The following is a 26,179-nucleotide window of genomic DNA, read 5'->3' on the forward strand; positions in this document are numbered from 1 at the left end:
CCTTAGTTGCCTTGGTTAAGTTTAAAGTCTAGTTGAACTTGTAAACCAACTTGCTTTTGTGGTTTCCCGTCAATGATCTTAGGACGGTATTTCCACTTACGCAATGCACGTTTAGCTTCACGGTCAAAGATACGTTTTGGTTCTGCGTCAATAACTTCAACGTCAATCACGCCACCTAACTCATCAATTGTGAACGAAAGTTGAACCCAACCTTCTTTACCATCACGTGCTGCTTGTGTTGGATATTTTGGTTCAATACGAACGATAGGTGTCGCATCACCATCTCGTCCAAATGCACCTGGACCACTTAGTCCACCGGCCGTGCTTCCCACATCGATACTTGGCATATTAAACGACAAGCTCGTACTTGGGTTGCTATTTTCCGGCTGTGGCGGCTGCGGTTTAGGCGGCTGCTTTGGCGGTGGCGGAGGCGGAGGCGGTACACGCTTCCTCTCCTGCACCTTAGATTCAGGCGGATTCGTCATAATTTCGACTATGATCTGCTCTTTTTGTTCCGTATTACGGTCAGCCCCACCAGAGATGAGGTATGCCATGAAGTAGAACAAGCCGAAAGTAACTGCCCCACCTGCAATCAGTGAAAACAGAAAACGAATCATTACTGATCTCCAGCTATTGAAATTCTCAGGTTATCACCCGTCGCTTTAATCTGGTCCATCACTTTAACCACTGTGCCGTGTTTTGCTTCTTTATCAGCTTGCAAAATTACAACATCAGTAGGTTGTTCTGCTAATAAACTTTCGATTTTTGCTGAAACACGTTCAACATCAACTTGCTGTTTATCAATCCAGATTGCACCGTCACTGCGAATTGCAATAAAAATGTTAGCATTTTTTTGCTTCGTAGCTTGGGCAGCTTTTGGTTTATTGACCTCGATACCAGCCTCTTTAACGAACGATGTAGTTACGATAAAGAAAATAAGCATGATAAATACGATGTCAAGCATTGGCGTCATATCTACCGCTGCTTCTTCTTCTTCACGAAAACGTTGTTTACGTGCCATATTTAATTCTCTCTCTAGTGATGAGGCATACTATCTACAAGCTTGGCTTTCACCATTCTCGCTCTTGCCTCAAGGCGTGAGCTAAAGAATACCCCAGATAGTGCCGCAACCATTCCAGCCATTGTTGGGATTGTTGCCATTGATATGCCTGATGCCATTAAACGTGCATTACCTGTACCTTGGGTTGCCATGGTTTCAAAAACCGCGATCATACCCGTAACAGTACCAAGTAAGCCTATTAAAGGACATATAGCTACTAATGTTTTAATCAACAACATACGCTGATCTAATTTTTCAGACGCTTCAGAAATCCATGCTTCACGGATTCTGTGTGCGTACCAAGACGTAGTGTCTTGGCGGGCATCCCACTTAGCTACAATTTCCTTCGTTAAACGAGGAAACTCAGCAAGTAAGAACCAATAGCGCTCAATCATTAAAACCCACATAAGAAAGAGTGCTATCGCGACCACGTATAAAACCTGGCCGCCTGTGCCAACAAAATCCCTGATAGATTCCCAGATCTCCATCAGGACTAGCATTAGGCTTTCTCCTTCTCCGCGTGAGTCGCGATGATACCCGCGCTTTGCTCATCAAGGATATGTAGTACCGACTTACTACGACCTGCAACAATTGAATGAAGTAGGATAAGTGGTAGTGCTGCAATTAGACCTAGCGCTGTAGTTACAAGTGCTAGAGAGATGTTACCAGCCATGATCTTCGGATCGCCCGTACCGAACAATGTGATTGTTTGGAACGTTAGGATCATACCGATTACCGTACCTAGTAGACCTAGTAATGGTGCGATAGCAGCAAGGATCTTGATGATGTTAATACCCGCTTCGATGCGTGGCGTTTCACGTAGAATCGCTTCATCAAGTTTAAGCTCAAGGTTTTCAACATCTTGATTTTTGTTGTCAGAGTACACTTTAAGAATACGACCCAATGGGTTGTTTGTATTCGGTGTAGACAAGTTCTTAAGCTGAGCTTTGATCTTAGAAGTAGTAAGCGCTAAATCAACGAAACGTACTAAGAAGATTAAAAGACCTACAGCAAGCAATACGGTGATGATGTAACCAACTTCAGCACCTTGCTCGTAGTACTCCATAAGAGACTTCTTCTGCGTGTTGATACGTAAGATTGCACCACGTGTAGGATCCACGTATACGCCAGCGTAATTATCAGCTGAAGTACCTTCTAGATCAGAAATACCTTTTAAGATATAGCTGTCAGGTTGCTTACCTAGAGGCTGTATAGACTTAGTCTCTGGTGAGTAGATTAAGTAGCCATCGTCTGTAACTAAGTTGAAGTTACCGATACGTGTTACTTTTTTCATTGACGGGTTACCGTCAAGACCTGCAACTTCAGTTTCAAACGTTGAAACTTTTGCTGATTCAGTCATTTCTGTTTGAAGTGAAATCCAAAGTTCTTCTAACTCACGAACTGTTGGAAGTTCTTTAGCCGCAGCTAATGAACGAAGTACTTCAGCACGACCTGGTTTTTCAGCACTTACTAAAGATGCTTCAATTGAACCAATCGCGTCAGCTGCTGCACGACGAACAACACCAAACATTTCACCTAACGTACCTTGCGCGTTTTGAAGAGCTTGCTCTTTTTCCGCTAAAGTATTTTCGTTTTGTGCATATTCTTTGCTAAGACGATCACCACGTGCTTTTTCAGCAGCTAATTGGCTTTTCGCTTTGTTAAGTAACGCTTGCTTATCAGCACGATCTGATAAGAACTCTTGTTCACGTTGCTTATTGATTTTCCCTTCAGAAATACGCTCTTGCTTTACTTGCTCAAGAATTTTATCTAAAGCATCAGTATTTGCATGTGCATTAAGCGCGGTACCGGCAGAAACAGACAGTACTGCTGCAACAGCAAAACCTTTAAATAGTTTCTTCATTATTGATTACTCCGCGCCAAAAATTGGTAGTTTAACAAGTTCTAGTGTGGCTTGCTTACGTGCCATACGGATCACTTCTTTAACAGGTTTTAGGTATTCTTCACCTAATTCTTTCCACTGTTTAGTGTTGTTATCCCACACCCAAGCGTGTTTTAGATCGAATGATTGCGCTACATAAGTGATACGACCTAAACGACCGATATCAACGTTAATGCTACGACCATCAACATCTAAAGTACCTTGAGAAGCAGTTACAGCTGAACTGTATGCTGTTTCAACAGTGTACGCTTCAAGTACCTGACGGAACTTCTCAGACGTTGTTACAGATGCAGATGCCATGATCTCACGTAATCTTTCAACACGTCCAAGACGAGTTTCAAGGTTAAATGGAACGTCCGCTTTGATGAATTGCTCAAGCGTATCGATCATGCGATACATCAAAGGCACAACGTTTTGTTTAGTGTTATCGATAGTCGCGATTTGACGATCGAACGATGCGATAGACGCATTTTGGTCAGCGACCAAACGTGCTACGTGATCGTTGTACACTTTCATAAGTTCAGTCTCATCAACGATGCTACGGTACTCAGCGATTAGCTCCTGAGTTTGACCATATACATTGTCAATTTTAGTTTGAGACTTAACCGCAGCCTTTTGAATTGTTTGACCTGCTTTTTGCACGTCATTCAAAGGATCTGCAATCACATTGCTGCTTGCAAATGCAAAAGCGCCAACCAACGCAGTTGCTACAAGACTCTTTCTGATTTTAACAGACATAGTTCCCAACCAATTAAGTAATGTTACTTTTATAATTTAATTATCAACCCGCAAGGGGAAGACAACCCTGATATCTTTTAATAGATATCAACTTACCAATAATGCTAAATGCATTAAGTCATGTCAACTTCATGTTTCGCATAACCTATAAATAAATCAGCTTGTTTGTAAGATATTTAAAGGGCTCACACAAAAAAATTAACATTATCGTAACTAACGTGACAAATGCAATTTCAGCAAAGCCAGATATAGTAAGAATACTGATAAACCACCTAGTTAAAGTAAACAAAAATATAACATTTAAAATTAACTTAATCGTGGCTGAAAAAAAATTAAAAATAAGCTTATTTTCTGTCCCGAATATTCTTTTTTAGTGGTTTTTGAGACTTTTTAAGCTAAAAATACAGCTAATCGTTATTATTCGCGCATTCGTCGCATAGCAATAAGGACGTGCCGATTATCTAAAAAGCAATACAAAGGAGGGGAAATAGATTACAAAGAATCATTTTTATTAACACCTGTGTTTTTTGTTTCTACTGATCATTAATATCCTGCCGATTTTTTATATTTTTCCATGGAGAAATATCAATCTTACGCACTTTAATGAACTCAATATAATTAAACTTACATCAAGCAGTAGACTAAATTTAAATCGCTAGGCGATCATTGGCCAACAACGGACTAGCCATAAAGGTTTAAGTTTAATTTGGTATATCGGAGTTAAAAATATGAATAACGGATATCAGAAATCAAAGGCAATACAGAGAGATTAAAAATAGAGTTGATAATTATTTAAGAATTATGGTGAAACAGAAAACTGCTTCACCAAGATGAACTTAGGTTCACATAATAAATTATGCTACTTCTACGTTCTCAGCTTCAGGGCCTTTTTGACCTTGCTTGATGCTGAAAGTCACTGCTTGACCTTCGCTAAGAGTGCGAAAACCAGAACCAGTGATTGCGCTGAAATGTACAAACACGTCAGGACCATTTTCTTGTTCAATGAAACCAAAGCCTTTAGCTTCGTTGAAAAATTTTACTTTACCAGTAACCGACATACTAAATTTTCCTGTAAGTCAATAATTAAAATTCAGCCATATAATTATGGCAATATCCTCCCTGAGTCAATGCCCAAAAAACTGGAGGTGATAGTACAGGAAGAAGTAATAACCAAACCGGTAACCTTAAACGCAGCACAATACCGTAATTCAATACGCAAAAACTCAAAGCCAATTAAGATTAACACATTAAAATTTTTTTAGCTCTATTAATTAGGATTTATTTTTGAAGTTTCATTGTTTTACTAACTACGGTGTAACCTTTTAATTTTTATAGAAAATAACAAGCAAAACATTGTATTTTTTATAAACAGATTACAATTGCTTTAAAATAGTTTTTATCAGTATGTTTTTTAGCCACTTAAAATAAAAAACCACCTTGAATTTAAGGTGGTTTAAAGTTTAGTGTTTAAATATTACTATTTAACTTGCCAGTCAATAACGCTCTCAGCTTTGATTGGTACTACTTCAGAGTCACCTAACGAGTAGCTTGCCGGCACTGTCCAAGGCGATTTTTCTAAGGTAATAGTGTCGGTGTTACGTGCTAAGCCATAAAAATCTGGACCAAAATGGCTTGCAAAGCCCTCCAACTTATCAAGCGCACCAGCCTCTTCAAAAGCTTCAGCATAAAGTTCAATAGCAGCATGTGCAGTGTAAGCACCTGCACAACCGCATGCAGCTTCTTTTTTATCTTTATAATGTGGCGCTGAATCAGTGCCTAAAAAGAATTTTTTATTGCCACTCGTTGCCGCCGCCATAAGTGCTTGCTGATGAATGTTTCGCTTTAATATAGGTAAGCAATAATAATGTGGGCGAATGCCCCCTGCTAACATATGGTTACGGTTGTATAGTAAATGATGCGCAGTAATTGTAGCGGCTACGTTATCAGAGGCACTTTCTACAAATTCTACCGCATCTTTCGTTGTTATGTGTTCAAGAACAATTTTAAGCTCAGGGAAGTCAGCGACAACATCGCCTAGAATAGTCTCTAAAAACACTTTTTCACGATCAAATATATCAATAGACGAGTCGGTTACTTCACCATGGACGAGTAACAGCATGCCAACTTCTTGCATAGCTTTTAACACCGGATAAATATTTTTAACCGATGTTACACCAGAATCTGAATTTGTGGTTGCACCCGCTGGGTACAATTTAGCTGCAAATATTTTACCCGTTGCTTTTGCCTTTTTTATCTCTTCTGGTGTCGTTTTATCAGTAAGATAAAGTACCATTAGTGGCTCAAACTGCCCTTGAGGTTTCGCTGCCATAATGCGCTCTCGGTACGATAATGCGGTTTCAGTACACGTGGCTGGCGGTACTAGGTTTGGCATAATGATCGCGCGGCCCATATAACGACTGATATCACGTACTGTATCTTTTAGCTGATCCCCGTCGCGTAAATGTACATGCCAATCATCGGGTCTAGTAATCGTTAAAGTTGTCATTTTGCTCGTCATCGTAAAATCCTAATGCTTAAGTTAACTGATCATAGGCATATGGGGTTTTCGAGTAAAGACCTTATTAAAAATAATCCTTAGATACTATATATAAAGTAAACTTTACACTTCACGCTTCTCATTTATCGTTTTATTTTGTAGAAAGGTTAATATTAGGTTAACGTATGTACCTTTAATAATTATAAGGCCTACCTTCGTTGCCTATGTCGAACACTATCGATACTACTAAAGCGCTCGAAACTAAAACGGAACAATTGAGTATAATCAATCAGTTCTCCTCAAGTTTATTGCAACTGAATACGTTAGAAGCGCTTTTTAGTTATGTCACCACACAAGTTGTTAATCGACTTGGATTTGTCGACTGCGTGATTTATTTAGCCGATGACAGCCAATCTACGCTAAATCAAGTGGCGTCTATGGGTATTGAAAACGAACACACTAGTTACCAGTCAGAACGAAAGTTAATCCGCTTTAATGAGGGGATAACGGGCTATGCTGCATCAACTGGGCAAGCGTTAATAATAGGCGATGTAACTAAAGACAGCCGCTACATTGCTGATGAGCGCCCTGCACAATCAGAGCTGTGTGTGCCTTTAATATATAAAGATAAAGTACTCGGCGTAATTGACTGTGAACACCCAATAAAAAATTACTTTACCAGTTCACATTTAGAAATTTTAACTACCGTTGCCCACTTACTAAGCGCAAAAATAAATCAAGTGAATACCGTCAACAGCTTGCAAGATACCGTTCGGCAACTTAATAATGCGCAAAAATTAGAAAGTAGCCTACTGCAAATAGCTAACTTAACCTATAAAGCACAAAATTTAGATACCTTTTTTAAATCGCTGCATGTGATTATTGATAGCCTTCTTAATGCAAGTAACTTTTTTATTGCTTTGTATGATAAAAAAGAAGATGTTCTAGATTTTGTCTATACCGTTGAAGGCGGTGTACAAACAAACACACATAAAATTATTTCAAAAGATCAGTTAAAAGAAACAGCCTCTTACTATTTATTAATTAACGAGCGCCCTTTACTGCTTAATAAAGAGCAATACCGACACTATATAGAGCAAGGCCACTTTAAATTGGTCGGTGAACTAGCAGACTCTTGGCTTGGTGTGCCATATAAAGTTAATGAGCGCATGAGTGGCGTTATTGTCGTACAAAGCTATGACAAGCAACATTACTACAACGAACATGATAGCTCGCTGTTGACGTATGTGAGCCGACAAATAAGTATGGTTATAGACAGGCATTTAGCCCGCCAAGAACTCGAGCACAAAGCACTGCATGATGAACTAACAGGGCTTGCCAATCGTTCGTTACTAATAGAAAGAATGAAGCATGCAATTTTACGCTTGAATCGTGCAAAAAAAGGTACTTTTCATGCTCTGCTCTACCTTGATTTCGATCGCTTCAAAAGTATTAATGATTCGTTAGGCCATGAAGTAGGTGACTATTTTTTAATTGCTATTTGTAAATTGATTACTCAAACCATTCGCAATACTGATACCTTTTCTCGCTTAGGTGGCGATGAGTTTGCTATTTTTATGGAAAATCTCAGTCATCATGACCAAGTAAACGATGCCCTCGCTCGAATAAAAACCGCCCTGTCAGATCCCATTGATATTGATGGTCATTTACTGCAACCCTCTACCAGTATTGGCATTGCATTTAGCGATAATGTAAACGATGAAGCATTTGTTTTATTACAGCAATCAGACGCGGCTATGTACGAAGCAAAATCATCAGGGCGTGGCCAAGTTAAGTTTTTTAATAATGTCATGCGTAACAAGTTAAAAACACATGCCGACCTTGAAAATGATTTACAACACGGTATTGAGCATAATGAGTTTGAACTGTATTTTCAGCCTATTTTTAACATTACTAGCAGTGACGTTATGGGGTTTGAAGCTTTAGTACGTTGGCATCACCCACGAAAAGGGTTTGTATCGCCAGGTGACTTTATCCCCATTGCAGAAAAAACGGGGCAGATTATTAATTTAGATTTGCATTTGCTCGACCTTGCAGCACAGCATATCGCTTTATGGCAACAACAAGGGCATCGTTTTTTACGCGTTACGGTTAATGTTTCATCTCGCCACTTCGCAAGTTTAGAGTTTGTAGATCAGCTTCACGCGATCTACAAAAAACATCAACTACCTTTAGGCTCATTATGTCTAGAAATAACCGAATCGGGATTGATTGAAAACTTAGAGTTAGCAACACAAATTATTCAAGGATTGTCGCCTTTAAAAGTATTGCTCTGTTTAGATGACTTTGGCACCGGTTACTCTGCCCTTGGTTACTTGCATCAACTGCCTATTCATGTCCTTAAAATTGATAAAAGCTTTATCGATAATTTAAAAACCACGGCCAATCCATTGATTGATGCTATTTTAACCTTAGCCATTTCATTAGATCTTATTGTTATAGCAGAAGGGATAGAAAGCCCTGAACAACTCGCTATTTTGCAAAAAACCCAATGTGATTATGGCCAAGGCTTTTTAAAGTCTAAACCTGTTACAGCAAAAGAAGCTATTTTACTAATACATAGCCCTCTTTAATTAATAAGCCAGGGTTGCTGGCTTTTAAAAATCACAGTAATTTCTTACACGCTTTTGCCAGCCCATTAGCTGGCTGTTCTGTTGAATGCTATATGACTTATTTTGCCAACACTAACTCATGCGACGTCACTTTACAGCTTTTTACACTCTGCCTTATAACTACTTACTTAAGTAAGGGTCTATTTAACCAGTAGAAAACCTTATAATTAGTTTTATGTCACATTGTTCTCAGTAAAATCTTTAACGCCATTAGAGAATGCTTTAATACGTTATATTATTTAAAGACGTATACGAATTAGTATTAATGTGCGCCAATGAGTAGCGGCTAATCATTAAATCCCTGCATTCGCTGCTTTTTTCAATCGTGTATCCTTTGAATCCGAGTTGCGTTTACTGAGCTTTTGCCTGCCAAACCCTTCGCCGTAAATTTTAATTAACATTTTAACCTCGCTATGAAACATCTAAATAACCTGAACTTTGGTTAAGAGATTTACTAACGTATTGAATCAAAATTGATATTTATATTTATTTTCTCTAGCCAGAGATTTCCAGTGAAAACAAGGCGAAATTACGCGTCAATAGCTCGCCTATTGCAAGTAAATTCAACGTAGTTAGCGCTGTAAATAGCTGCTTGAGATAGATTTATTATCCAGAGTTCAGGTTAAATATTAATGTCGCGCTATAACCTACTTATTTTAGAGAGTTACATAACAATAAAGTTATCTGTTACCAGGACAATAATCATTAATAAAAAACTCAAATAAACATGAGACAAATTCAACAACATATAAAAAATTAAACACTATTTTACTCAGCAAAGTTAAAAAACTTAATATTCACAGTAAAAAACACACTAAAGTGCAATTTTATAGCCGTCCAGACGTTGAAACGGTTTTTGTAAAGGCGTAGTATGTAATGAATCTGAGCTATACTCACCATATCTATGAGATTTATTAAAGATGATTGACATTAAACACTTAAAAACAATTGCTACCCTTAAGGAAACGGGCTCTCTCGTCAATACAGCTCGCGAACTATTTTTAACTCAGTCAGCTTTATCACATCAAATCAAAGATTTAGAAAACAAATTAGACTGCCAGTTGTTTGAGCGTAAAACTCAACCAGTCCGATTTACACCTCAAGGTATGTTATTACTTGAATTAGCACACGAAATATTACCTAAATTAGAAGCCACCAAGTGCCGACTCAAAGAAAGTCTAAACCAGCCTATTTCGCAGCTGCGTTTAAGTGTTGAATGTCATGCCTGTTTTCATTGGTTATTGCCTACCATTAAAGAATTTAATAACTTTTGGCCTGATATAAAAATTGATTACGAGCGTGGCTTTAGTTACGACGCTATCCCAGACTTATTAAATGATGAATTAGATCTCGTGCTTACATCAGATATTCGCGACCCTGACAAACTTGAATACGCCCATTTGTTTGACTTTAAGCTGAAACTGATTGTGGCACCAGATCACGACTTAGCGAAAAAAGCCTATGTAACTGCGCTTGATTTGAAAAGCGAAACTATTATTTCTTACCCTATTCCGCGTGAGCGCCAGGATATATTTAAGCATTTCATCCAAAATGCGCGTTTTGACGGCACGCTAAAAACGGTTGATCAAGGTTTACTTATATTTCAATTAGTCAGTGCAGGTATGGGTGTGGCCGCCTTACCCGATTGGTTAGTAACCCCGTATGAAAGCCAAGGGTTAATTAAGTCAATTCCACTGGGCGCGCTTGGTTTAACGCGTCCAATGTACTTAGCGATGAAAAAAGATATGAAAGATAATCCAGTTTATCGTCACTTTTTAAACACCTGTAAATTAAATAACGGTCGATAAACCTTAAACTTATGAGTAACATGCTAATAAATATACTTAACCATGTTGCTCATTATGTTTGAACTAAAAAAAATACTAGGCGGCTTGCTCATGCCGTTACCTTTGTTGGGTTTAGTAAGCCTAATATTACTTATTTTTGCGCTCAAACAACGAAAGGTCGCAATCGCTTTATCTTTAATGAGCCTTGTAACTTTGCTACTTGCCAGCACCCCTTTGGTGGCCAACTTACTGATTAAAAATAGCCAACCAACCTCATTTGCATTTAATTATCTTAAACACCCCAATATAGATAAAATTGTGGTGCTTGGCTGTGACATAAACCCCAACCCTGCATTGAGTGCTAACAGCCAGTTAGGTAATTGTGCGTTAACTCGTTTGGTGGAAGGAATAAGACTTGCTAACATTTATCCCCATGCGCAGCTAATTGTTTCAGGTGGGGGGTATGAAAAAGTCACCAACAGCGCGTTAATGTATAAAACCGCAATTAGCTTAGGTATTAATAAAAATCGTATTGTGCAAAATCCAAACGCAATGGATACCGCCCAAGAGGCAAAACTTTTAGCCTCAAAACTCGTTGATTACAAGGTCGCTTTAGTCACCTCAGTAAGCCATATGCCCAGAGCAAAAAATTTATTTAATGCGCAAGGCATTAACGTTATCCCTGCCGCAACCGATTACCACAACTTTGCCACTTTCCCTTGGTATAAACAACTCATACCCAATGCAAAAGCACTACTAGTAGTCACCCAGTATGCTCATGAAGTTATTGGCAATGCGTGGATAAATGTACGCCGTACAATTAACCCTGAAGCACTTTAATTAAGTTAACGCTTATTACGCTGCATAAACTCCCCCTAAAAAACCGCAATTATTTGCGTTTACACAGGGGGTTATGAAAAAATCAAACTGAATATTCGTTTATAGTAGCGTTGGGTGTTTTGTTATTTTTAGAGGGTTTTAACCTCAGCTGTTTTATTCCAAAGCCGGTACAGTGTCACTAAAAATACGCAAAGAAGTAGCAGACTTAGTGCTGTTAAATTCTCAACACTTAAAGCATCAAAAGTAGCACCGAAAATGTAGCCTCCACCGACTAAAACAATAACCCATAGCAGTGCAGAGCATCCATTTAACACACTAAAACGGCGCCAACTAATTGCTTTAAGCCCTACGGGAAGGGCACCAATCGTGCGTAATCCTTTAGGATAACGATATAAAAAAATGTAGGCTGTGCCATGGCGTTCAGCAAGCTCACTGGGTGTTTTAAATAATCGACCAAGGCGGCCTGGTTTTTCAAGCGATGCCGCGCCATACGCTCTTGCTATAGCAAAGCGTAATTCATCGCCCAAGTAGCCACCCATAAAAGCAGCCAAAGCAACAAAACCAACATCTAGTGCGCCAGTATGTGCAGCATAGCCTGCGAACAAAGGTAGCCAACCACTTTTTAACGCACAATAACCAAAAAATAACAGATAAACCAACAACCCGTACTGCTCAATTAAAGCTAATACCCCTTCCATTTCATTCCTTTAAAGTAACTACCTTAGTAGCAAGCAAAGTAACATTGTAATTTAAACGAGGTAAGTACAGCGAAAGATCTGTGTTTTTTGCAATATAAGAATGGATGTAATCGTGGCTTTGAGCGTAAGTTGATACCTATTACGTTTATTCAATTTTTTGGATGTATAAAGCCAAAAATAATTAACTCACAAAAAGGATAAAAGGGTATGCGGGTATATAAAAAATCAACATACTGACTTACCATAGTTTGATAAATTAGCTATTTAGAACGCTATATTTTAAATAACCTACCCTAAATACGTTACAAGTAGGTTATTTATAAAATTACTTTTAAGCTAGGTGTTTACACAGGATTGTCTATGTCAATAAATGTCACGTCAAAGCCATGTTGCTTAGCAAGATATTCGCCTAATGCTTTTATACCGTAGCGCTCGGTGGCGTGATGGCCTGCGGCAAAAAAGTCGATATTTTGCTCGCGTGAGCTGTGAATGGTTTGCTCTGATGCCTCACCAGTTAAGTAAGCATCAATACCTTGCTCGGCTGCTAAGTCGATATACCCTTGCCCGCCACCTGTACACAAAGCGATGGTTTCAATTTTATCAGTACGTACTAAACTCGTTAGTGGCTCGCGCTTAAGCACTTGGCTTATTTTTTTAGCAAATTCACTGCCCGTTAACGGTGTTTTTAAACGTCCTTTCATCGCTACACTGATGTTAGTTGGCTCAAGGCCTGCTTCAATTTCAATATCGAGCAATTGCGCCAGCTGTGCGTTATTACCCATTTCAGGGTGAATATCTAATGGCAAATGATAGGCAAATAAATTGATGTCTTTAGCTAAAAGCGCAGCCACACGACGTTTTTTCATGCCAGTGATAGGTTGTGACTCGCCTTTCCAAAAATAGCCATGGTGTACCAAAATGGCATCGGCATTATTTTCAATCGCGGCATCAATAAGTGCTTGGCTTGCCGTTACACCCGTTACTATGGTGCGTATCTCATCTTTACCTTCTACCTGAAGCCCGTTTGGACAAAAATCGTTAATGGTTTCTGGCTTTAACAGGGTGTTTAATAATTGATTAAATTCTCTACGTTGCATACTACTTACCTTACTTTGCACTGAATTTTGTACAAATTTTGGCGGTTATGCGCTAAAAATGAAAGGAAAATCGCAAAAAATTGAAAAACAGTTCTAAAATAGGTATAAATATCTCTTCTTTATCTGTGTAAACAACGTATAGGGTCTCTGATGAGCAAACTAGACAAAACAGAAGTGTTATCTGCCTTTGAAGCTGCATATGAAGCTGCCAACGGTAAAAAACCTGAAATAACAACTAAACCTGGCTGGTATAGCATTGATGGCGGCAAGAACATGCGCCTAGCTGATGTAGCAGAGCTGACTAAAGAATTAAGCTCTGGTAAGTCTACAAAAAAAGCTGCAGTAAAAGCACCTGCTAAAAAAACTAAAAAAGCTGCTCCTGTAAAAGCACAGAAAAAAGCGCCTTTCACCGTGATCACACAAAACGAAGAAGGCTACACAGCAGAAGAGCTTTGGATAGTTGAGCTTGCTCGCAAAGATCACGATTGCCGCCTACCTCGCGGTGTTGTTTGATCAGCTGAGTGCTTTGTATAAAAGAAACCGCGTTAAGCGGTTTTTTTATATTTATTATCCATCAAGTATTGAATAAACCACCTCGCAACAAAGCCAGACAAAACTATAAATACAGTTCCTGCCAGTACTGGCATTATTAAAAAATCCCAACTTTGGCCAGACTCAATAATTAAGATAGGGTTTGCGCCGGCAGCAGGGTGAATAGTTTTTGTGATTATCATTAATGTTATAGCAATACCCACAGCCAGCCCAATCATAATCGCACTATCAGCACTATAGTAGCTAAAAACAACCCCAATCATTGCGGTCAGCATATGCCCCCCTATTACGTTTTTTGGCATAGCTAACGGGCTCTGCGATACGCCAAAAACAAGTACAGCTGCTGCGCCGAATAGCGCCATTAACCAAATACCGTAATCACCCAAATAATTTAGCCACGCCAAAAAACCCAAAACAAAAGTAGAAAAAAAACCTGCGATTAATGCCGACTTTATTTGCTCACTATGCATATTACCTCCTCAAAAGTAGACCGATCTGTCTACACCTGCAATATAGACAAGTCGGTCTACCTATGTCAAGCTGTGTTTTTACTGCTCAAATTTGGAATATCATGGATAAAAAACAACAAATAATCAGTACGGCACTGAGTCTTTTTTATAAAAAGGGTATACACGCTGTTGGTATTAATGAAATTTTAGCTGTATCGGGCATTGCAAAAAAAACCTTATATAAGCACTTTGAAAGCAAAGACGCGCTTATTTGTGCTTGTTTAGTCGCACGTGACATCTGCTTTAACGCTTGGCTTAAAAAAATATGTATACAACCAAGTGCTATGTTAGTCGCACAGGCAATTTTTGCCGGACTGAAAAAGTGGATTAATAATGAGGTTTCAGAGTTAGGGTGTTTTAATGGCTGTTTTTTTATTAATACTGCAGCTGAGTACCCTGTAGAGAACGACCCTATTGCCAAACTTTGCAAACAGCACAAGCAAGCGAACTTTGAGATCATACTATCAGCTCTTTTAGAAACGCCTGAATTTGCTCACAATAGAGAAAAAGCAATTGAAGCCACGCAACACTTACTTATTCTAAAGGAAGGTTATATATGTAGAGCAAGGGTGATGCATGATGTAACAGTGACTCCACCTAGTGATAATATTTTAAAAGCGATAGTAGCGGTTGGTTAAATAGGTAAATACAGTATTAAAAAAGCGGCTAAATAGCCGCTTATTAACTAAAAAATAGCTGCATTATTCAAAAAATAATGGTTCACGCTGTTTTTTGCCTACTTCGTTCATGGTAGCTGCGTCGAACAAACGGCCGTTGATCATGGTGTAATCAATTTTGTCTGAATCACGAATGTTTTTCAGTGGGTCGCCATCAATAACCATTAAATCTGCCAGTTTACCGACCTCTAATGAACCCACATTTTTATCTAGGCCTAAATATTTTGCCGGATCGAGTGTAGATGCTCTAATTGCTTCCAGTGACGTCATGCCGCCTTGGGCAAACATCCACATTTCCCAATGCGCACCTAACCCCTCACGTTGGCCATGCGCACCCAAATTAACAAGTACACCTAAATCTTGTAACTCAGCCGCTACGCGAGCATTGTTAAAGTGATTATAGTGATGATCGGGTGCTTTAACTCGGCGCATTGAGCGCGGTAATAATTGGTTTTTAGGCACAAATTTACTTAAACGTGGATGATTCCATACGTCCGTTTTATCATACCAGTAGTTTTCACCCCAAATACCGCCATAGGCAACCACCAATGTAGGTGTGTAACCTACATCACTTTGTGACCATAGCTGCTTAATATCGTCATAAATATGTTCAACAGGAATTGAATGTTCAATACCTGTATGACCATCGACTACCATGCTCAAGTTATGTTGTAATAATGACCCCCCTTCAGGGACTACCATCATTTCAAGCATTCGCCCTGCTTCTATAACTTGCTGACGCTGCTCTCTGCGCGGTTGGTTATAGGATTTAACACTAAACGCACCCACTTTTTTAAGACGCTCTAAATGAAATTTAGCATCATCTAATGAGTCAATATGCGAGGTATACCCAGGCATATTCGCACCGTATAAAATAGTACCGGTAGAGAAAATACGCGGACCAACGATCATCCCCGCTTTTTGCATTTCACTCGCGGTAAATATTTCAGTGGTATCGTTTGATGGGTCGTGAATAGTAGTAACACCCAGCGCAAGACCTGCTAAGTTTTTCCAATTTTGCTGCGGGATAATTTCATCACTGGCTTGTGAGCCATGAGCATGGGCATCTACAATGCCTGGCATAATTGTTTTACCTGTTACATCAATGACCTTTGCTCCCTTAGGAATGCTCACATCAGCAGCAGTGCCAATGGCTTTGATATGTTTGCCATCGGTAACAATAACGCCATTTTCAATGACCTTTTCACCCTCCATGGTAATAATTTTAGCGCCAGTTAATGCAATCATGCCCTGCGGTTCAGCCATTTTTTTACTAAAGCCGATGTTAGTCCCGCTTTTTACTTTAACGTCTTTATCATCCGCTTTATTAATCGCAAACATCCCCTCTAAACTGGCATGGTAAAGCTCAGGCCCCAGTGTCCAATACAGTTTATTGCTGTTTGCACTCCAGCTAATGTTTTCACCGGCGCGTACAGATAGCTGCTCAATTGGAAATTGACTGTCTTTGGGCCCAATATTTATCGTTTTGCCGCGCTCTACAAATGGAGTAACAAGTACTTTAAAGCGCTCAGCAAAAGCTAAATACTCACCATCAGGAGAGACTCTAAATTCAGTGGCGTGCTCTGATTCATACAGTTTACGTACTTTTTTACTTTCAAGCTCTACCACACTTAATGTCGGCTTAGGCCATGGGCTCATAATATAAACACGATCGTTGGCACTGCCAAACTGAGGTTGATAGCCACTTTTAGAAATGAGCTCACTTTTTCCGCCTTTAGCACTAACACTGTATACCCCAGGATGCAGTGACCACTTAGGGTTTAAAATGTTGCCGCCGCTGGCTTTACGATACACCACGGTTTTGCCGTCTGGACTAAATGTTGGCTCTACGTATTTTCCCGGCTCTTGTGTAATAGTGTCGCCCCGACCACTGCGTGCAGAGACGACACGCACGGTGCCTTGTTCATTATCATCCCACGTGGTGTAGACAATGTTTTTGCCATCACGAGAATACTGCGGGAATAACTCATAATGATCGGTTTGCTTAGTTAAGCGCTTTATTTTTCCTGATTCTAAGTCGCGCATGTAAATATAGCCCAATGCTTCAAAAAGTGCGGTTTCACCGTCAGGGCTAATTTGCACATTACGCAGCATTTTTACATCAAACTCATCAGTGTCGATATTTTGAGTAAAACGCACTGCTTTTTGAATTTTTTTCGTAGTGTCTACTTTAAATGCAATATCGCTGACTGATTTATTATCTACATTAAATTTATGAAGGGTGCCACCAGCCCAAAATACCAGCTCTTCGTTATCTGGGGTCCACGCAATAGTCGGATATACGCCATGAATCGCCCACGTTTCTTGCATATCGCGCTCTAGCTTGTCGTATAGCTTAGTATGCTCACCACTGGTTAAATCATATAAGTACAGGCTGGTTTGAAAGTCATCACGCTTTATGTACGCTAGTTTTTTACCATCTGGCGACGGCGTCGGTCTTATTGCCCCGCCCATGCCACTTATAATGGTTTCTATGTCGCCTGTTTCACGGTCATAACGCTTAATTTTATAAATACCGGCAACAGAGTCTTTTGAATAATGAAAAGTTTTACCTGGGGTTGCATCGTGAGAAAAATAAACATACCGACCATCCGGTGAAAACATGGGTTCACCTAAGTCTTTTTGATCGTTTTCACGTTTAGTCAGTTGCACCCCTTTACCGCCGGCTTTGTGATAAAGCCAAACTTCACCCGCACCTAGCGAGCGACTGGCGGTAAAATGCTTACGTGCAACTAAATAATCACCATCAGGGCTCCACGCAGGGCTATTGAGTAATCTAAATGTTTCGTCAGTGACGGCGGTTTGGTTTTCGCCGTTAACATCCATTATCCAAATATTGTCACCACCGCCTTGATCTGATGTAAAAGCAATGTGCTTGCCATCTGGGCTAAAGCGCGGCTGCATTTGCCATGCAATGTCTGAGGTTATTTTAGTCGCTTTACCACCACTCATTGGCATGGTGTAAATATCGCCCAGTAAATCAAATACTAAGGTTTCTCCGTCAGGACTTATATCGACATTCATCCATGTGCCTTGCTCTACACTAATAGATGCATCAACAAATTGCCCTTTAGGTGAATCAACTTGCCATTTTTTTTCATCCGTTTGCTCTGCGTGTGCGTGGCCTAATGCCAATGAAACTGATAGCGCGAGTGCTGTTTGCAGCATTTTTTTCATGCTTATCTCACTTATTATTGTTGCTGTGTGTTGATCTATTACATGATTGCAACAAAAACGCCAGCAAGTTACCAGCGTAATAGGATGAAGTGCATAAAATCAGTGCCAAACAATAGGATCAAATTGATAAAAATCCACTAGCAAATGGTAAATTTCAGGGTCTTCACGGCGTAAATCGGCAGGCTTTTCTAAAAATGTTTCGGTGATCACCGCAAAAAACTCAGCCTCATTGGTGGCTCCATAGCTATGTATTACATGCGGCATACTATAAGCAACATGGGTTTTTAACTGCGAAAACGCTCGGCTAAATACTCTGCCCCATTGTTGGTATTTTGCCTGTGATGCAAGTAGTGGCGTGCCGGTGGTTTTACCGGTTTCTTGATCAAGTTGATGTGCAAATTCATGAAACACTAAGTTATGCCCATCACTGGGTAAGCGGTTGCCCTCAAGCACATCATGCCAGCTAAGCACCAATGTTCCCCCCGGCCACGATTCACCTTGCCTTACTGTATTATGAAAACTGACAAGGCCTGCGTTATCGCGGCTTGATTGGGGCGCGTAATACGCGCTGGGGTAAAGTAAAATTTCTTTTACGTTTTTATACAAAGGCCAAGGCTTGTTAAGCACCAGCAAGCAGGCATCGGCGGCAATAATGAGTTTCATTGCCTCCGTTAGTTGCAACCCATCGCAGCCAACAAAACGCTTTTCATTTAAAAACCACACAATATGGGATGCTAACTTTGCTCGCTCTGCATCGGTCATTTTGTTGTATATGGGCATAGCACGCAGTAACAACGTATGTTGTTGCTCGCTTAATAATAAACCACTGTATTTACGGTGCCACACGGCATTTTGAATATCAGGCCAGCGCCAAAACATTATAATAAATACAATTAAAACAAAAATTAATAGCCCATTTATCATTGGGTCGTCCTAAATCAAACCATTTAGCTTTAACGCTAAAATGCTGCGCCCGTATTATTAAAATAGTAATGGGTGCAGTGAGGCTGTTTTTCAATCACATCACTTCAGTTCGATTTCGACCATTGTTTTTTGCCTTATACAAAGCTTGGTCGGCCCGTGATAATAATCGGTCATAATCATCAACATCACCAGAGTCAGAAACACCAAAACTCACGGTTACGCTGAGGCCTTCTGCGATATTTGAAAAGTTTTTATTTTCAATACATTTGCGTAACTTCTCGCACATTTCTTGGGCCTGCACTGCACTCGTATCGGGAAACACAAAAGTAAACTCTTCGCCACCCCAGCGAGCTACCTCTTGCTCACCTTCGCAGTGCGCTTTAAGAATGTTAGCTATTTCACATATAACCTGATCACCTATGAGGTGTGACCAACCATCGTTAATCCGTTTAAAGTGATCAATATCCATAATAGCGATAGCAAGTGATTTTTTACATGCTTTAAAGTCTGAAAAGTTATCCGCCAGCCAGCCATCAAATGCGCGGCGATTCGGTAAATCAGTAAGCTGATCGTGTGTGGCTTGATACGCAAAGGCACTGGCTTGCTCTTGCAGTGCTTGCGTTTGCTTCACCACTCGACTCGTTAATTCCTTTTCAACTTGTTTATAACGATATAAGCGGTAGCGATAAGCGCTATATATCACCACCACAAAAAGAAAAAACATAAACAACTTAAAGCTTGTTTTTTGCCAAAAGTGCGATTGAATTTCAAAGTTAACGACTTTGTGATTTTGTTGCCAATCAGTATTTGGATAGGCTGCACGTACAGCAAAAGAATACTTGCCCGCAGGTAAGTTAGTGTATTCAGCAGTCGCTATGTTTTGACGGTTGACCCATTCGTTATTAAAGCCTTCCAATTTTGTTTGAAAGTTTAATCGCTGCGGCATAATAAAGCTCAGTCCCGCGTATTGAAATGACAAGCGCGTCACCCCTGGTGGTAAAATAATAGTTTCACCGTCTATAGGTAACGACGTTGGTTTACCATCAACAGAAAAGCTTTCAACAATCGTTGGTAACGCTATTTTAGTGGCTTCTTTTAAGCGTTCCAGTTTTACTGTACTCACCCCTTTTGCGGTAGCAAACCAAATTGTGCCATCTGAATGAGCGGTTGCAGAGGGGGTTGAACCGCCATTTGCTTGTGCACTGTGCATGCCATCAGCCTCATCGTATAATTGAAAGGCGAGCGTACCTCTATTGTTAGATTTTGAATCAAGCAGCTCATTTACCTGCTTATAATTGACTTCAATAATGCCACGGTTACTTGATAGCCAAAGTGAGTCTTTAAACGGCACAATTTGAAAAAGCTTATCAACGGGTAAACCTAATTCACGCCCTAAAATAGTCATCTTTGCGTTTGAATGCTGATAACGAACTAAGCCACGATCGGTAGCCATCCACGTGTATTTATCATCAATGTAAAAGCCAAACGCATATTGGGCGGCAAATTCAGCAGGAAACTCAACAGGATTAAACACGTCAGTTTGAGTGTCATAAACCACGACCCCATTACCGGTTCCTACCCAAATATTAGCTGAGTTGTCTTCACTCAAGGCTAAAATAAACCCACTCGGCAGCTCTTTTTCATTAGTAAATTGGTTTAAGCTACCGTCGGTATTAACGCGTGTCAGCCCCATGGCCGAGCCTATCCATAAGCGATTTTTTGAATCAAAAAGTAAAGATCTTACTTCATTACTACCTAAGCCATTATCACGGTTTAAATAAGGTACGAGTTCGTTATTAACCACTTTTAAAACACCCGAGGTGTATGTGCCTACCCAGACATCACCTTGGTTTTGCTCTAGTAAGCTTAGTATTGAATATGGCGAGCCTTGTTTAGTGCCTTTAATATGGCTGATCTGATTATTGTGCAGCCGATCTAAACCCGTGCTTCCGCCTATCCATAAACTGCCATCAGAATGTGACAATACCGTACGCACATAATCGCTAGATAAGCCTCGCTTTTTGCCCCACGATGAAAACGGCGCTTCTCTTAACCTAAATACACCAGCATTGGTGCCTACCCAAATACTATTTTCTCTGTCTTGTAACAAAGAAAGAATACGGTTAGCGGGTAAAGCATTTTTAGCATCTAATTGCTCTAAACCATCGACGCTAAGCCTAAAAACACCTTTATTAATGGTGCCAAACCACAGATCCCCATGATCATCTTCTAACAAACTGGAAATAGGTTCCGCCTCGAGTTGTGGGTGAGGCGATTCAAATAGCCCACCATTAAGGATTCGTGCCCCTCTTTCACTTCCTATAATGAGTCGACCATCACGGGTGATTAATAAGGTATATACGGGAGCATCTGGAACCCCTTGTTGTGGCGTCATCAAAGTGGGTTTGTAGTTGACTATTTTATACAGGCCATCACTGGTCGCCGCCCATATAACCCCCTTGGGGTCTTCAATGATTCGATACGCACTGACATTTTGTATTATTGGGATGTCTTGAGTGCTACTAGCTGAACGATAAAACACACCATCATTCTCAAGCGCTAGCCACAAGTTATCATTTTTACTTTTAAATATATGATTAACCATCGCTTGGGCAGGTGGTTGCGTGTCCCATTGGCGATGTTGATATAGGCTAATACCGCCACGCGCTCCTGCAATAAGTAAACCGCCATCAGATGTAGGGGTTAGCGCACGTACGCCTGAGTCAGGCAAGTCAGTAATTTCGGAGCGAGTAAATAACTTAAACTCTTGGCCATTGAAGCGGGCAAGTCCTTCCCAAGTACCCACCCATAGATACCCATCTTGTGTTTGTGCAAGGCTATTAATGCTATTGTGAGGAAGACCCGTACGTGTATTCCAGGTTTCAAAAAAATAATCACGTAACGGCAAACGAGTCTGCTGTTGTGCGTCAACAGAAAAAATCACCAATAAAATACATAAAATCACTAAGCGATTCATCAGATATTGCCTTTATAATTATTAATTTTTATATTTGGGTAAGTTTAGAGCGACAATTTAAGTTAAAAGCACTGCTGGTAAATAATAACATAAAACTTACAACTTTTTAATTAATTATTATTACTTAAATTATTAAATGTATACTGCAATTGCTTTATAAATTTAGCGACATGAAGCCCATCCAACAACGCATGATGAACATCAATAGCGAGCGGCATTTTACCTGTCTCAGTATTGTATTGGCCAAACACAAATTTAGGAATACCATTACTTTGACCGTGGGTAAATGCATGTGAAAAGCTGCTAAAGTTTAACCAAGGTAATACAGAAACATGAATTAAATCTGCTTGCCCTTCAGTTGCTGCAAACGCATCAGAAAACAGTGGGTTTAATTTTGTGGCATTGCTAATAGCTTTCGCCTCACGGGCAAATTCATTTAACGACTCGTATAATTTAAAATAACTAAAGCGAAACGACTCGTCATCGGCAAGCTCGACTACACTTGCCCGCGTAGCACTTAAGTAACAAGGTTTTTGGTTAATAATGCGCAGCATCATCGGCTCATACTTATGACAAACTTTTAATAAGCAATAAATATAACCATGAAAAAAAGCAATATTAGCTTGTTTACAGGCGATATATAACTTTTCCGCATTCAGTTGTACGCACACATTAAAATAAGGCTGAGTGAACTGCTGAAATAACTCAAAGTGTTGCTTTCGAGGCCATTGCTCAAAATCAAGAGGGGTAATAGAAAAATCAGTAGAGGACATAAAATATAGATAAAGTGTAAAACTAAATTTTACCGTGCTTTATCTATATTCGCATTAACTAAAATGACGCTTTGGGTGTAGTTATACTAAAGTCTTACATAAGGTATAAAAAAGGAGCGTATTTCGCTCCTATTTTAAATCGAGTGGAAACTTAAAGTCCGTTTTCAATAATTTCTTGTGCCAGTTCATCGGCAATTAAATGGGTTGATTTTTGCTCTTTTTCACTACGGGTAAAAATTTCACTCAGTGTATCGTAAATTCTTTCTACGTGTTTATTAGAAGCCTCTTTACTGTAACCCTCTGGTGCAGTTTCGTAATAAACGTTAATAATACCACCTGCATTTATTACATAATCAGGCGCATATAAAATACCTTTTTCACGTAAAATTTCACCATGGCGTGATTCAGCAAGTTGATTGTTTGCACAGCCTGCTACTATCGTTGCTTTTAAGCGTGGGATTGTTGTGTCATTAATAGTGGCACCTAATGCACAGGGTGCATAAACATCCACATCTAGGTCGTATATTTCATCAATACCAACTGCAGTTGCGCCAAAATCATTTACTACGCGTTCTACTGCAGCTTGATTAATATCGGTAACAAATAACTCAGCACCAGCTTCAAACAAATGTTTACATAATCCATAAGCTACTGCACCTAAACCTTGCACCGCAACTTTAATACCAGAAAAGTCTTGAATACCGCGTTGATGGTTAAGCGCTGCTTTCATGCCCAAAAACGTACCATAGGCTGTAAACGGCGAAGGGTTACCACTTTTTCCTTCAAGACCTAGCACGTAATTTGTTTCTTTGTTCATTAACGCCACATCATCACAGGTAATGTTTACATCTTCTGCTGAGTAGTAGCTACCATTTAGTCGCTCTAACTGGCGACCAAATGCGCGAAATAACTGCTCAGATTTGATTTCTTTGGCATTACCAATAATAACCGATTTACCACCACCAAATGGCAAGCGTGCTACGGCATTTTTATAGGTCATCCCTTTTGATAAACGCAGCACATCATATACTGCATCTTCATCGTTAACATAATCCCACATTCTACAACCGCCTACCGCAGGGCCTAAGTTTGTGTTATGTACCGCAATAATGGCTTTCAAACCAGACGCTTTGTCTGAACAAAAAACCACTTGTTCATGGTTATCAAATTCAACTTGATTAAATACAACCACTTTAAATACTCCGAAAATAATGAGCCCTTTTGGGCAAGCACGCTACAAATTGCCGAGACTTTATCACTTCAGTTAATGGTTCGCCATACCATGAGTAAATAAACCAGATAAAGCGCGTCAAAGTGAAATATAAAACGACTTATCGTTAAAAGTAAGCATAAAAAATCCAAAAATAACCATCTGATTAAGTATTAAAGTTAAAAACACCATTGCAATTAAAGTTTACGCTTACGTGAACGTCACACTGCAGTTATTTGTAAACTTAATCATACACCCTAAAAAAGTACACTACATCTTAAAATACAGTGACTTATACACTAATTGCCTATGCAGCATAAACTGGTCTGAGGTGTATAAGTCTTTGCAAATATAAAAGTAAATAAAAAAGCGAGCACACAGTGCTCGCTTATATGATTGCTTTTTAAGTAAAAATTTACTTCATTTTGCTGTCTAGCTCTTCAATTTTTGCCTTCCAAATAGCAGGGCCTTGGGTGTGTGCATTTGCTCCTTCACTGTCTACGGCAACTGTTACTGGCATATCTTCTACTTCAAATTCGTAGATAGCTTCCATACCTAAATCTTCAAAGGCAACAACACGTGCTTTTTTGATTGCTTTAGATACTAAGTAAGCCGCACCGCCTACCGCCATCAAATACACTGACTGGTGCTTTTTAATAGACTCAACCGTTGCTGGGCCTCGTTCAGCTTTACCAATCATACCCACGATGCCGGTTTTTTCTAACATCATATCGGTAAATTTATCCATACGTGTTGCCGTTGTAGGACCCGCTGGACCTACTGCTTCATCGCCTACTGCATCCACAGGACCAACGTAGTAAATAAACTTGTTATCAAAATCAACACCTTCAGGTAAACCTTCCCCTGAGTTGATCATATCCTGAAGACGTTTATGAGCAGCATCTCGACCCGTTAAAATAGTACCTGAGAGTAAAACGGTTTCACCCATTTTCCATTCTTTAGTGTCTTCTTTAGTAAGAGTATCTAAATTAACACGGCGTGTACCCTCACCCACTTCGAAAGTCACTTCTGGCCAATCTTCTAATTTAGGTGCTTTTAAATTCGCAGGGCCTGAACCATCAAGGGTAAAGTGAACGTGGCGCGTAGCAGCACAATTTGGGATCATAACCACTGGCTTTGAAGCTGCGTGAGTAGGCGCTGTTTTAATTTTAATATCAACAACCGTGGTTAAACCGCCAAGGCCTTGCGCACCAATACCTAATTTATTCGCACGTTCAAAAATTTCTAAACGCAGCTTTTCTTCTGTTGTTTCTGCGCCGCGCTCAATTAGTTCATGAATATCAACCGGATCCATTAATGACTCTTTGGCCATTACCGCTGCTTTTTCTGCCGTGCCACCAATACCTATACCTAGCATGCCAGGTGGACACCAACCCGCCCCCATTGTTGGTAGCGTTTTTTCTACCCACTCAGCCACATCGTCAGATGGGTTTAACATCACCATTTTACTTTTGTTTTCTGAGCCGCCGCCCTTAGCAGCGACCATCACTTCGACTTTATCGCCTGCAACTAAGTCAATGTGAACCACTGATGGCGTATTATCTTTAGTGTTTTTACGTGTTCCCGCAGGATCTGCAACAATCGATGCACGTAAAGGGTTATCTGGATTTAAGTACGCACGACGCGTTCCCTCATCAACCATTTGTTGTACTGTTAAGTCGGTTTTATCCCAATTAACATCCATCCCTACTTTTACGAAACAAGTAATGATCCCGGTATCTTGACACAGTGGGCGCTTACCTTCTGCCGACATACGCGAGTTAATTAAAATTTGCGCAATCGCATCTTTAGCGGCTTTACTTTGTTCTTTGTTATACGCTTTTTCTAGTGCTTGAACAAAATCAAGAGGATGGTAAAACGAGATATATTGCAAGGCATCTTCAATGCTATCAATAAAGTCTTGCTGACGAATTGTACTCATAGTGGTTCCTTAAGTTGTTGTTACTCACGCAGCACGTAAGCGATATCAAACCCGTGACGGTGATTCGAACTGTTTTCAACTACAGCGCTCACTAAACGCTGCCAAATAAATTTGACTTATGATACCCTCCCAGCCCGTTTGGAGCCAGTTCTTATAGGGGTAGT

At 39.9% G+C, this 26,179-nt stretch carries 21 protein-coding genes; 5 read left to right on the forward strand and 16 right to left on the reverse strand.

All coding sequences use genetic code 11. The features are described 5' to 3' along the window. Positions 1-2 precede the first annotated feature (2 nt). From QMA00_RS09245 to pyrC, 7 genes are all read right to left on the reverse strand, one after another. A complete protein-coding gene (locus QMA00_RS09245; protein ID WP_036982309.1) occupies positions 3-617 on the reverse strand; it encodes an energy transducer TonB in 615 nt (204 codons plus the stop codon). Beyond that, positions 617-1,021: a biopolymer transporter ExbD gene (locus tag QMA00_RS09250; protein WP_006792384.1), complete on the reverse strand. Its 405-nt coding sequence runs from the start codon at positions 1,019-1,021 to the stop codon at positions 617-619. The genes QMA00_RS09245 and QMA00_RS09250 overlap by 1 nt, the downstream gene beginning before the upstream one ends. A gap of 14 nt (positions 1,022-1,035) precedes the next feature. Continuing rightward, on the reverse strand, positions 1,036-1,560 hold the full coding sequence (locus QMA00_RS09255; RefSeq protein WP_008109346.1) for a MotA/TolQ/ExbB proton channel family protein: 525 nt from the start codon (positions 1,558-1,560) through the stop codon (positions 1,036-1,038). Further along, positions 1,560-2,924 carry a MotA/TolQ/ExbB proton channel family protein gene (locus tag QMA00_RS09260; RefSeq protein WP_013465203.1) on the reverse strand — a complete coding sequence of 455 codons (1,365 nt, stop codon included), beginning with the start codon at positions 2,922-2,924 and terminating at the stop codon, positions 1,560-1,562. Before QMA00_RS09260 ends, QMA00_RS09255 begins: the two co-directional genes overlap by 1 nt. A 6-nt stretch (positions 2,925-2,930) precedes the next feature. Continuing rightward, positions 2,931-3,701 carry a DUF3450 domain-containing protein gene (locus QMA00_RS09265; protein ID WP_013465204.1) on the reverse strand — a complete coding sequence of 257 codons (771 nt, stop codon included), beginning with the start codon at positions 3,699-3,701 and terminating at the stop codon, positions 2,931-2,933. 854 nt (positions 3,702-4,555) lie between these two features. Continuing rightward, positions 4,556-4,759 (reverse strand): cold-shock protein, encoded by a 204-nt coding sequence (locus tag QMA00_RS09270; protein ID WP_004588138.1) that lies wholly within the window; start codon positions 4,757-4,759, stop codon positions 4,556-4,558. Between the two features lie 419 nt (positions 4,760-5,178). Next, the gene (gene pyrC, locus QMA00_RS09275) at positions 5,179-6,219 is read right to left on the reverse strand and encodes a dihydroorotase (RefSeq protein ID WP_013465206.1); all 1,041 of its coding nucleotides are present in this window, start codon (positions 6,217-6,219) and stop codon (positions 5,179-5,181) included. Between the two features lie 203 nt (positions 6,220-6,422). On the opposite strand from pyrC, the gene QMA00_RS09280 reads away from it, so the two are divergent. The 3 genes from QMA00_RS09280 to QMA00_RS09290 all read left to right on the forward strand — a co-directional run bounded on the left by QMA00_RS09280 (position 6,423) and on the right by QMA00_RS09290 (position 11,458). Next, on the forward strand, positions 6,423-8,792 hold the full coding sequence (locus QMA00_RS09280; protein ID WP_076922530.1) for an EAL domain-containing protein: 2,370 nt from the start codon (positions 6,423-6,425) through the stop codon (positions 8,790-8,792). 959 nt (positions 8,793-9,751) lie between these two features. Beyond that, positions 9,752-10,639, forward strand: coding sequence for a LysR family transcriptional regulator (locus QMA00_RS09285; protein WP_008114241.1), 888 nt, complete (start codon positions 9,752-9,754; stop codon positions 10,637-10,639). Positions 10,640-10,693: 54 nt separating this feature from the next. Next, entirely contained in the window at positions 10,694-11,458 is a 765-nt protein-coding gene (locus QMA00_RS09290) for a YdcF family protein (protein ID WP_076922534.1), read from the forward strand. A gap of 128 nt (positions 11,459-11,586) precedes the next feature. Here the strand turns inward: QMA00_RS09290 and QMA00_RS09295 are convergent, their stop codons facing one another. After that, positions 11,587-12,156: a VTT domain-containing protein gene (locus QMA00_RS09295; RefSeq protein ID WP_076922529.1), complete on the reverse strand. Its 570-nt coding sequence runs from the start codon at positions 12,154-12,156 to the stop codon at positions 11,587-11,589. Between the two features lie 344 nt (positions 12,157-12,500). Beyond that, on the reverse strand, positions 12,501-13,253 hold the full coding sequence (locus tag QMA00_RS09300) for a Nif3-like dinuclear metal center hexameric protein (protein WP_008114252.1): 753 nt from the start codon (positions 13,251-13,253) through the stop codon (positions 12,501-12,503). A 150-nt stretch (positions 13,254-13,403) separates the two neighbouring features. On the opposite strand from QMA00_RS09300, the gene QMA00_RS09305 reads away from it, so the two are divergent. Then, positions 13,404-13,766, forward strand: coding sequence for a hypothetical protein (locus tag QMA00_RS09305; protein ID WP_008114254.1), 363 nt, complete (start codon positions 13,404-13,406; stop codon positions 13,764-13,766). A 32-nt stretch (positions 13,767-13,798) separates the two neighbouring features. Here the strand turns inward: QMA00_RS09305 and QMA00_RS09310 are convergent, their stop codons facing one another. Next, on the reverse strand, positions 13,799-14,275 hold the full coding sequence (locus QMA00_RS09310) for an HPP family protein (protein ID WP_076922527.1): 477 nt from the start codon (positions 14,273-14,275) through the stop codon (positions 13,799-13,801). Positions 14,276-14,376: 101 nt separating this feature from the next. Here QMA00_RS09310 and QMA00_RS09315 point away from each other — a divergent pair, with 101 nt between their 5' ends. Beyond that, complete coding sequence (locus QMA00_RS09315; protein ID WP_076922526.1) at positions 14,377-14,952, forward strand: TetR/AcrR family transcriptional regulator; 576 nt, start codon at positions 14,377-14,379, stop codon at positions 14,950-14,952. Positions 14,953-15,015: 63 nt separating this feature from the next. On the opposite strand, the gene QMA00_RS09320 is transcribed toward QMA00_RS09315, so the two are convergent. The 6 genes from QMA00_RS09320 to QMA00_RS09345 form a co-directional block, all read right to left on the reverse strand. Then, on the reverse strand, positions 15,016-18,189 hold the full coding sequence (locus tag QMA00_RS09320; protein WP_262976470.1) for an amidohydrolase family protein: 3,174 nt from the start codon (positions 18,187-18,189) through the stop codon (positions 15,016-15,018). Positions 18,190-18,288: 99 nt separating this feature from the next. After that, positions 18,289-19,113 carry a M90 family metallopeptidase gene (locus tag QMA00_RS09325; protein WP_008114265.1) on the reverse strand — a complete coding sequence of 275 codons (825 nt, stop codon included), beginning with the start codon at positions 19,111-19,113 and terminating at the stop codon, positions 18,289-18,291. Positions 19,114-19,207: 94 nt separating this feature from the next. Continuing rightward, complete coding sequence (locus QMA00_RS09330) at positions 19,208-22,090, reverse strand: ligand-binding sensor domain-containing diguanylate cyclase (protein ID WP_069439636.1); 2,883 nt, start codon at positions 22,088-22,090, stop codon at positions 19,208-19,210. A gap of 110 nt (positions 22,091-22,200) precedes the next feature. Continuing rightward, on the reverse strand, positions 22,201-22,863 hold the full coding sequence (locus QMA00_RS09335; RefSeq protein WP_248532085.1) for a CatA-like O-acetyltransferase: 663 nt from the start codon (positions 22,861-22,863) through the stop codon (positions 22,201-22,203). Between the two features lie 151 nt (positions 22,864-23,014). After that, complete coding sequence (locus QMA00_RS09340; protein ID WP_008112772.1) at positions 23,015-24,055, reverse strand: Glu/Leu/Phe/Val dehydrogenase; 1,041 nt, start codon at positions 24,053-24,055, stop codon at positions 23,015-23,017. A 433-nt stretch (positions 24,056-24,488) separates the two neighbouring features. Then, positions 24,489-26,015: a fumarate hydratase gene (locus QMA00_RS09345; RefSeq protein WP_008112774.1), complete on the reverse strand. Its 1,527-nt coding sequence runs from the start codon at positions 26,013-26,015 to the stop codon at positions 24,489-24,491. Positions 26,016-26,179 lie beyond the last annotated feature (164 nt).

The sequence above is a fragment of the Pseudoalteromonas sp. APC 3694 genome, from assembly GCF_030407565.1.
Taxonomy (GTDB): Bacteria; Pseudomonadota; Gammaproteobacteria; order Enterobacterales; family Alteromonadaceae; genus Pseudoalteromonas; species Pseudoalteromonas tetraodonis.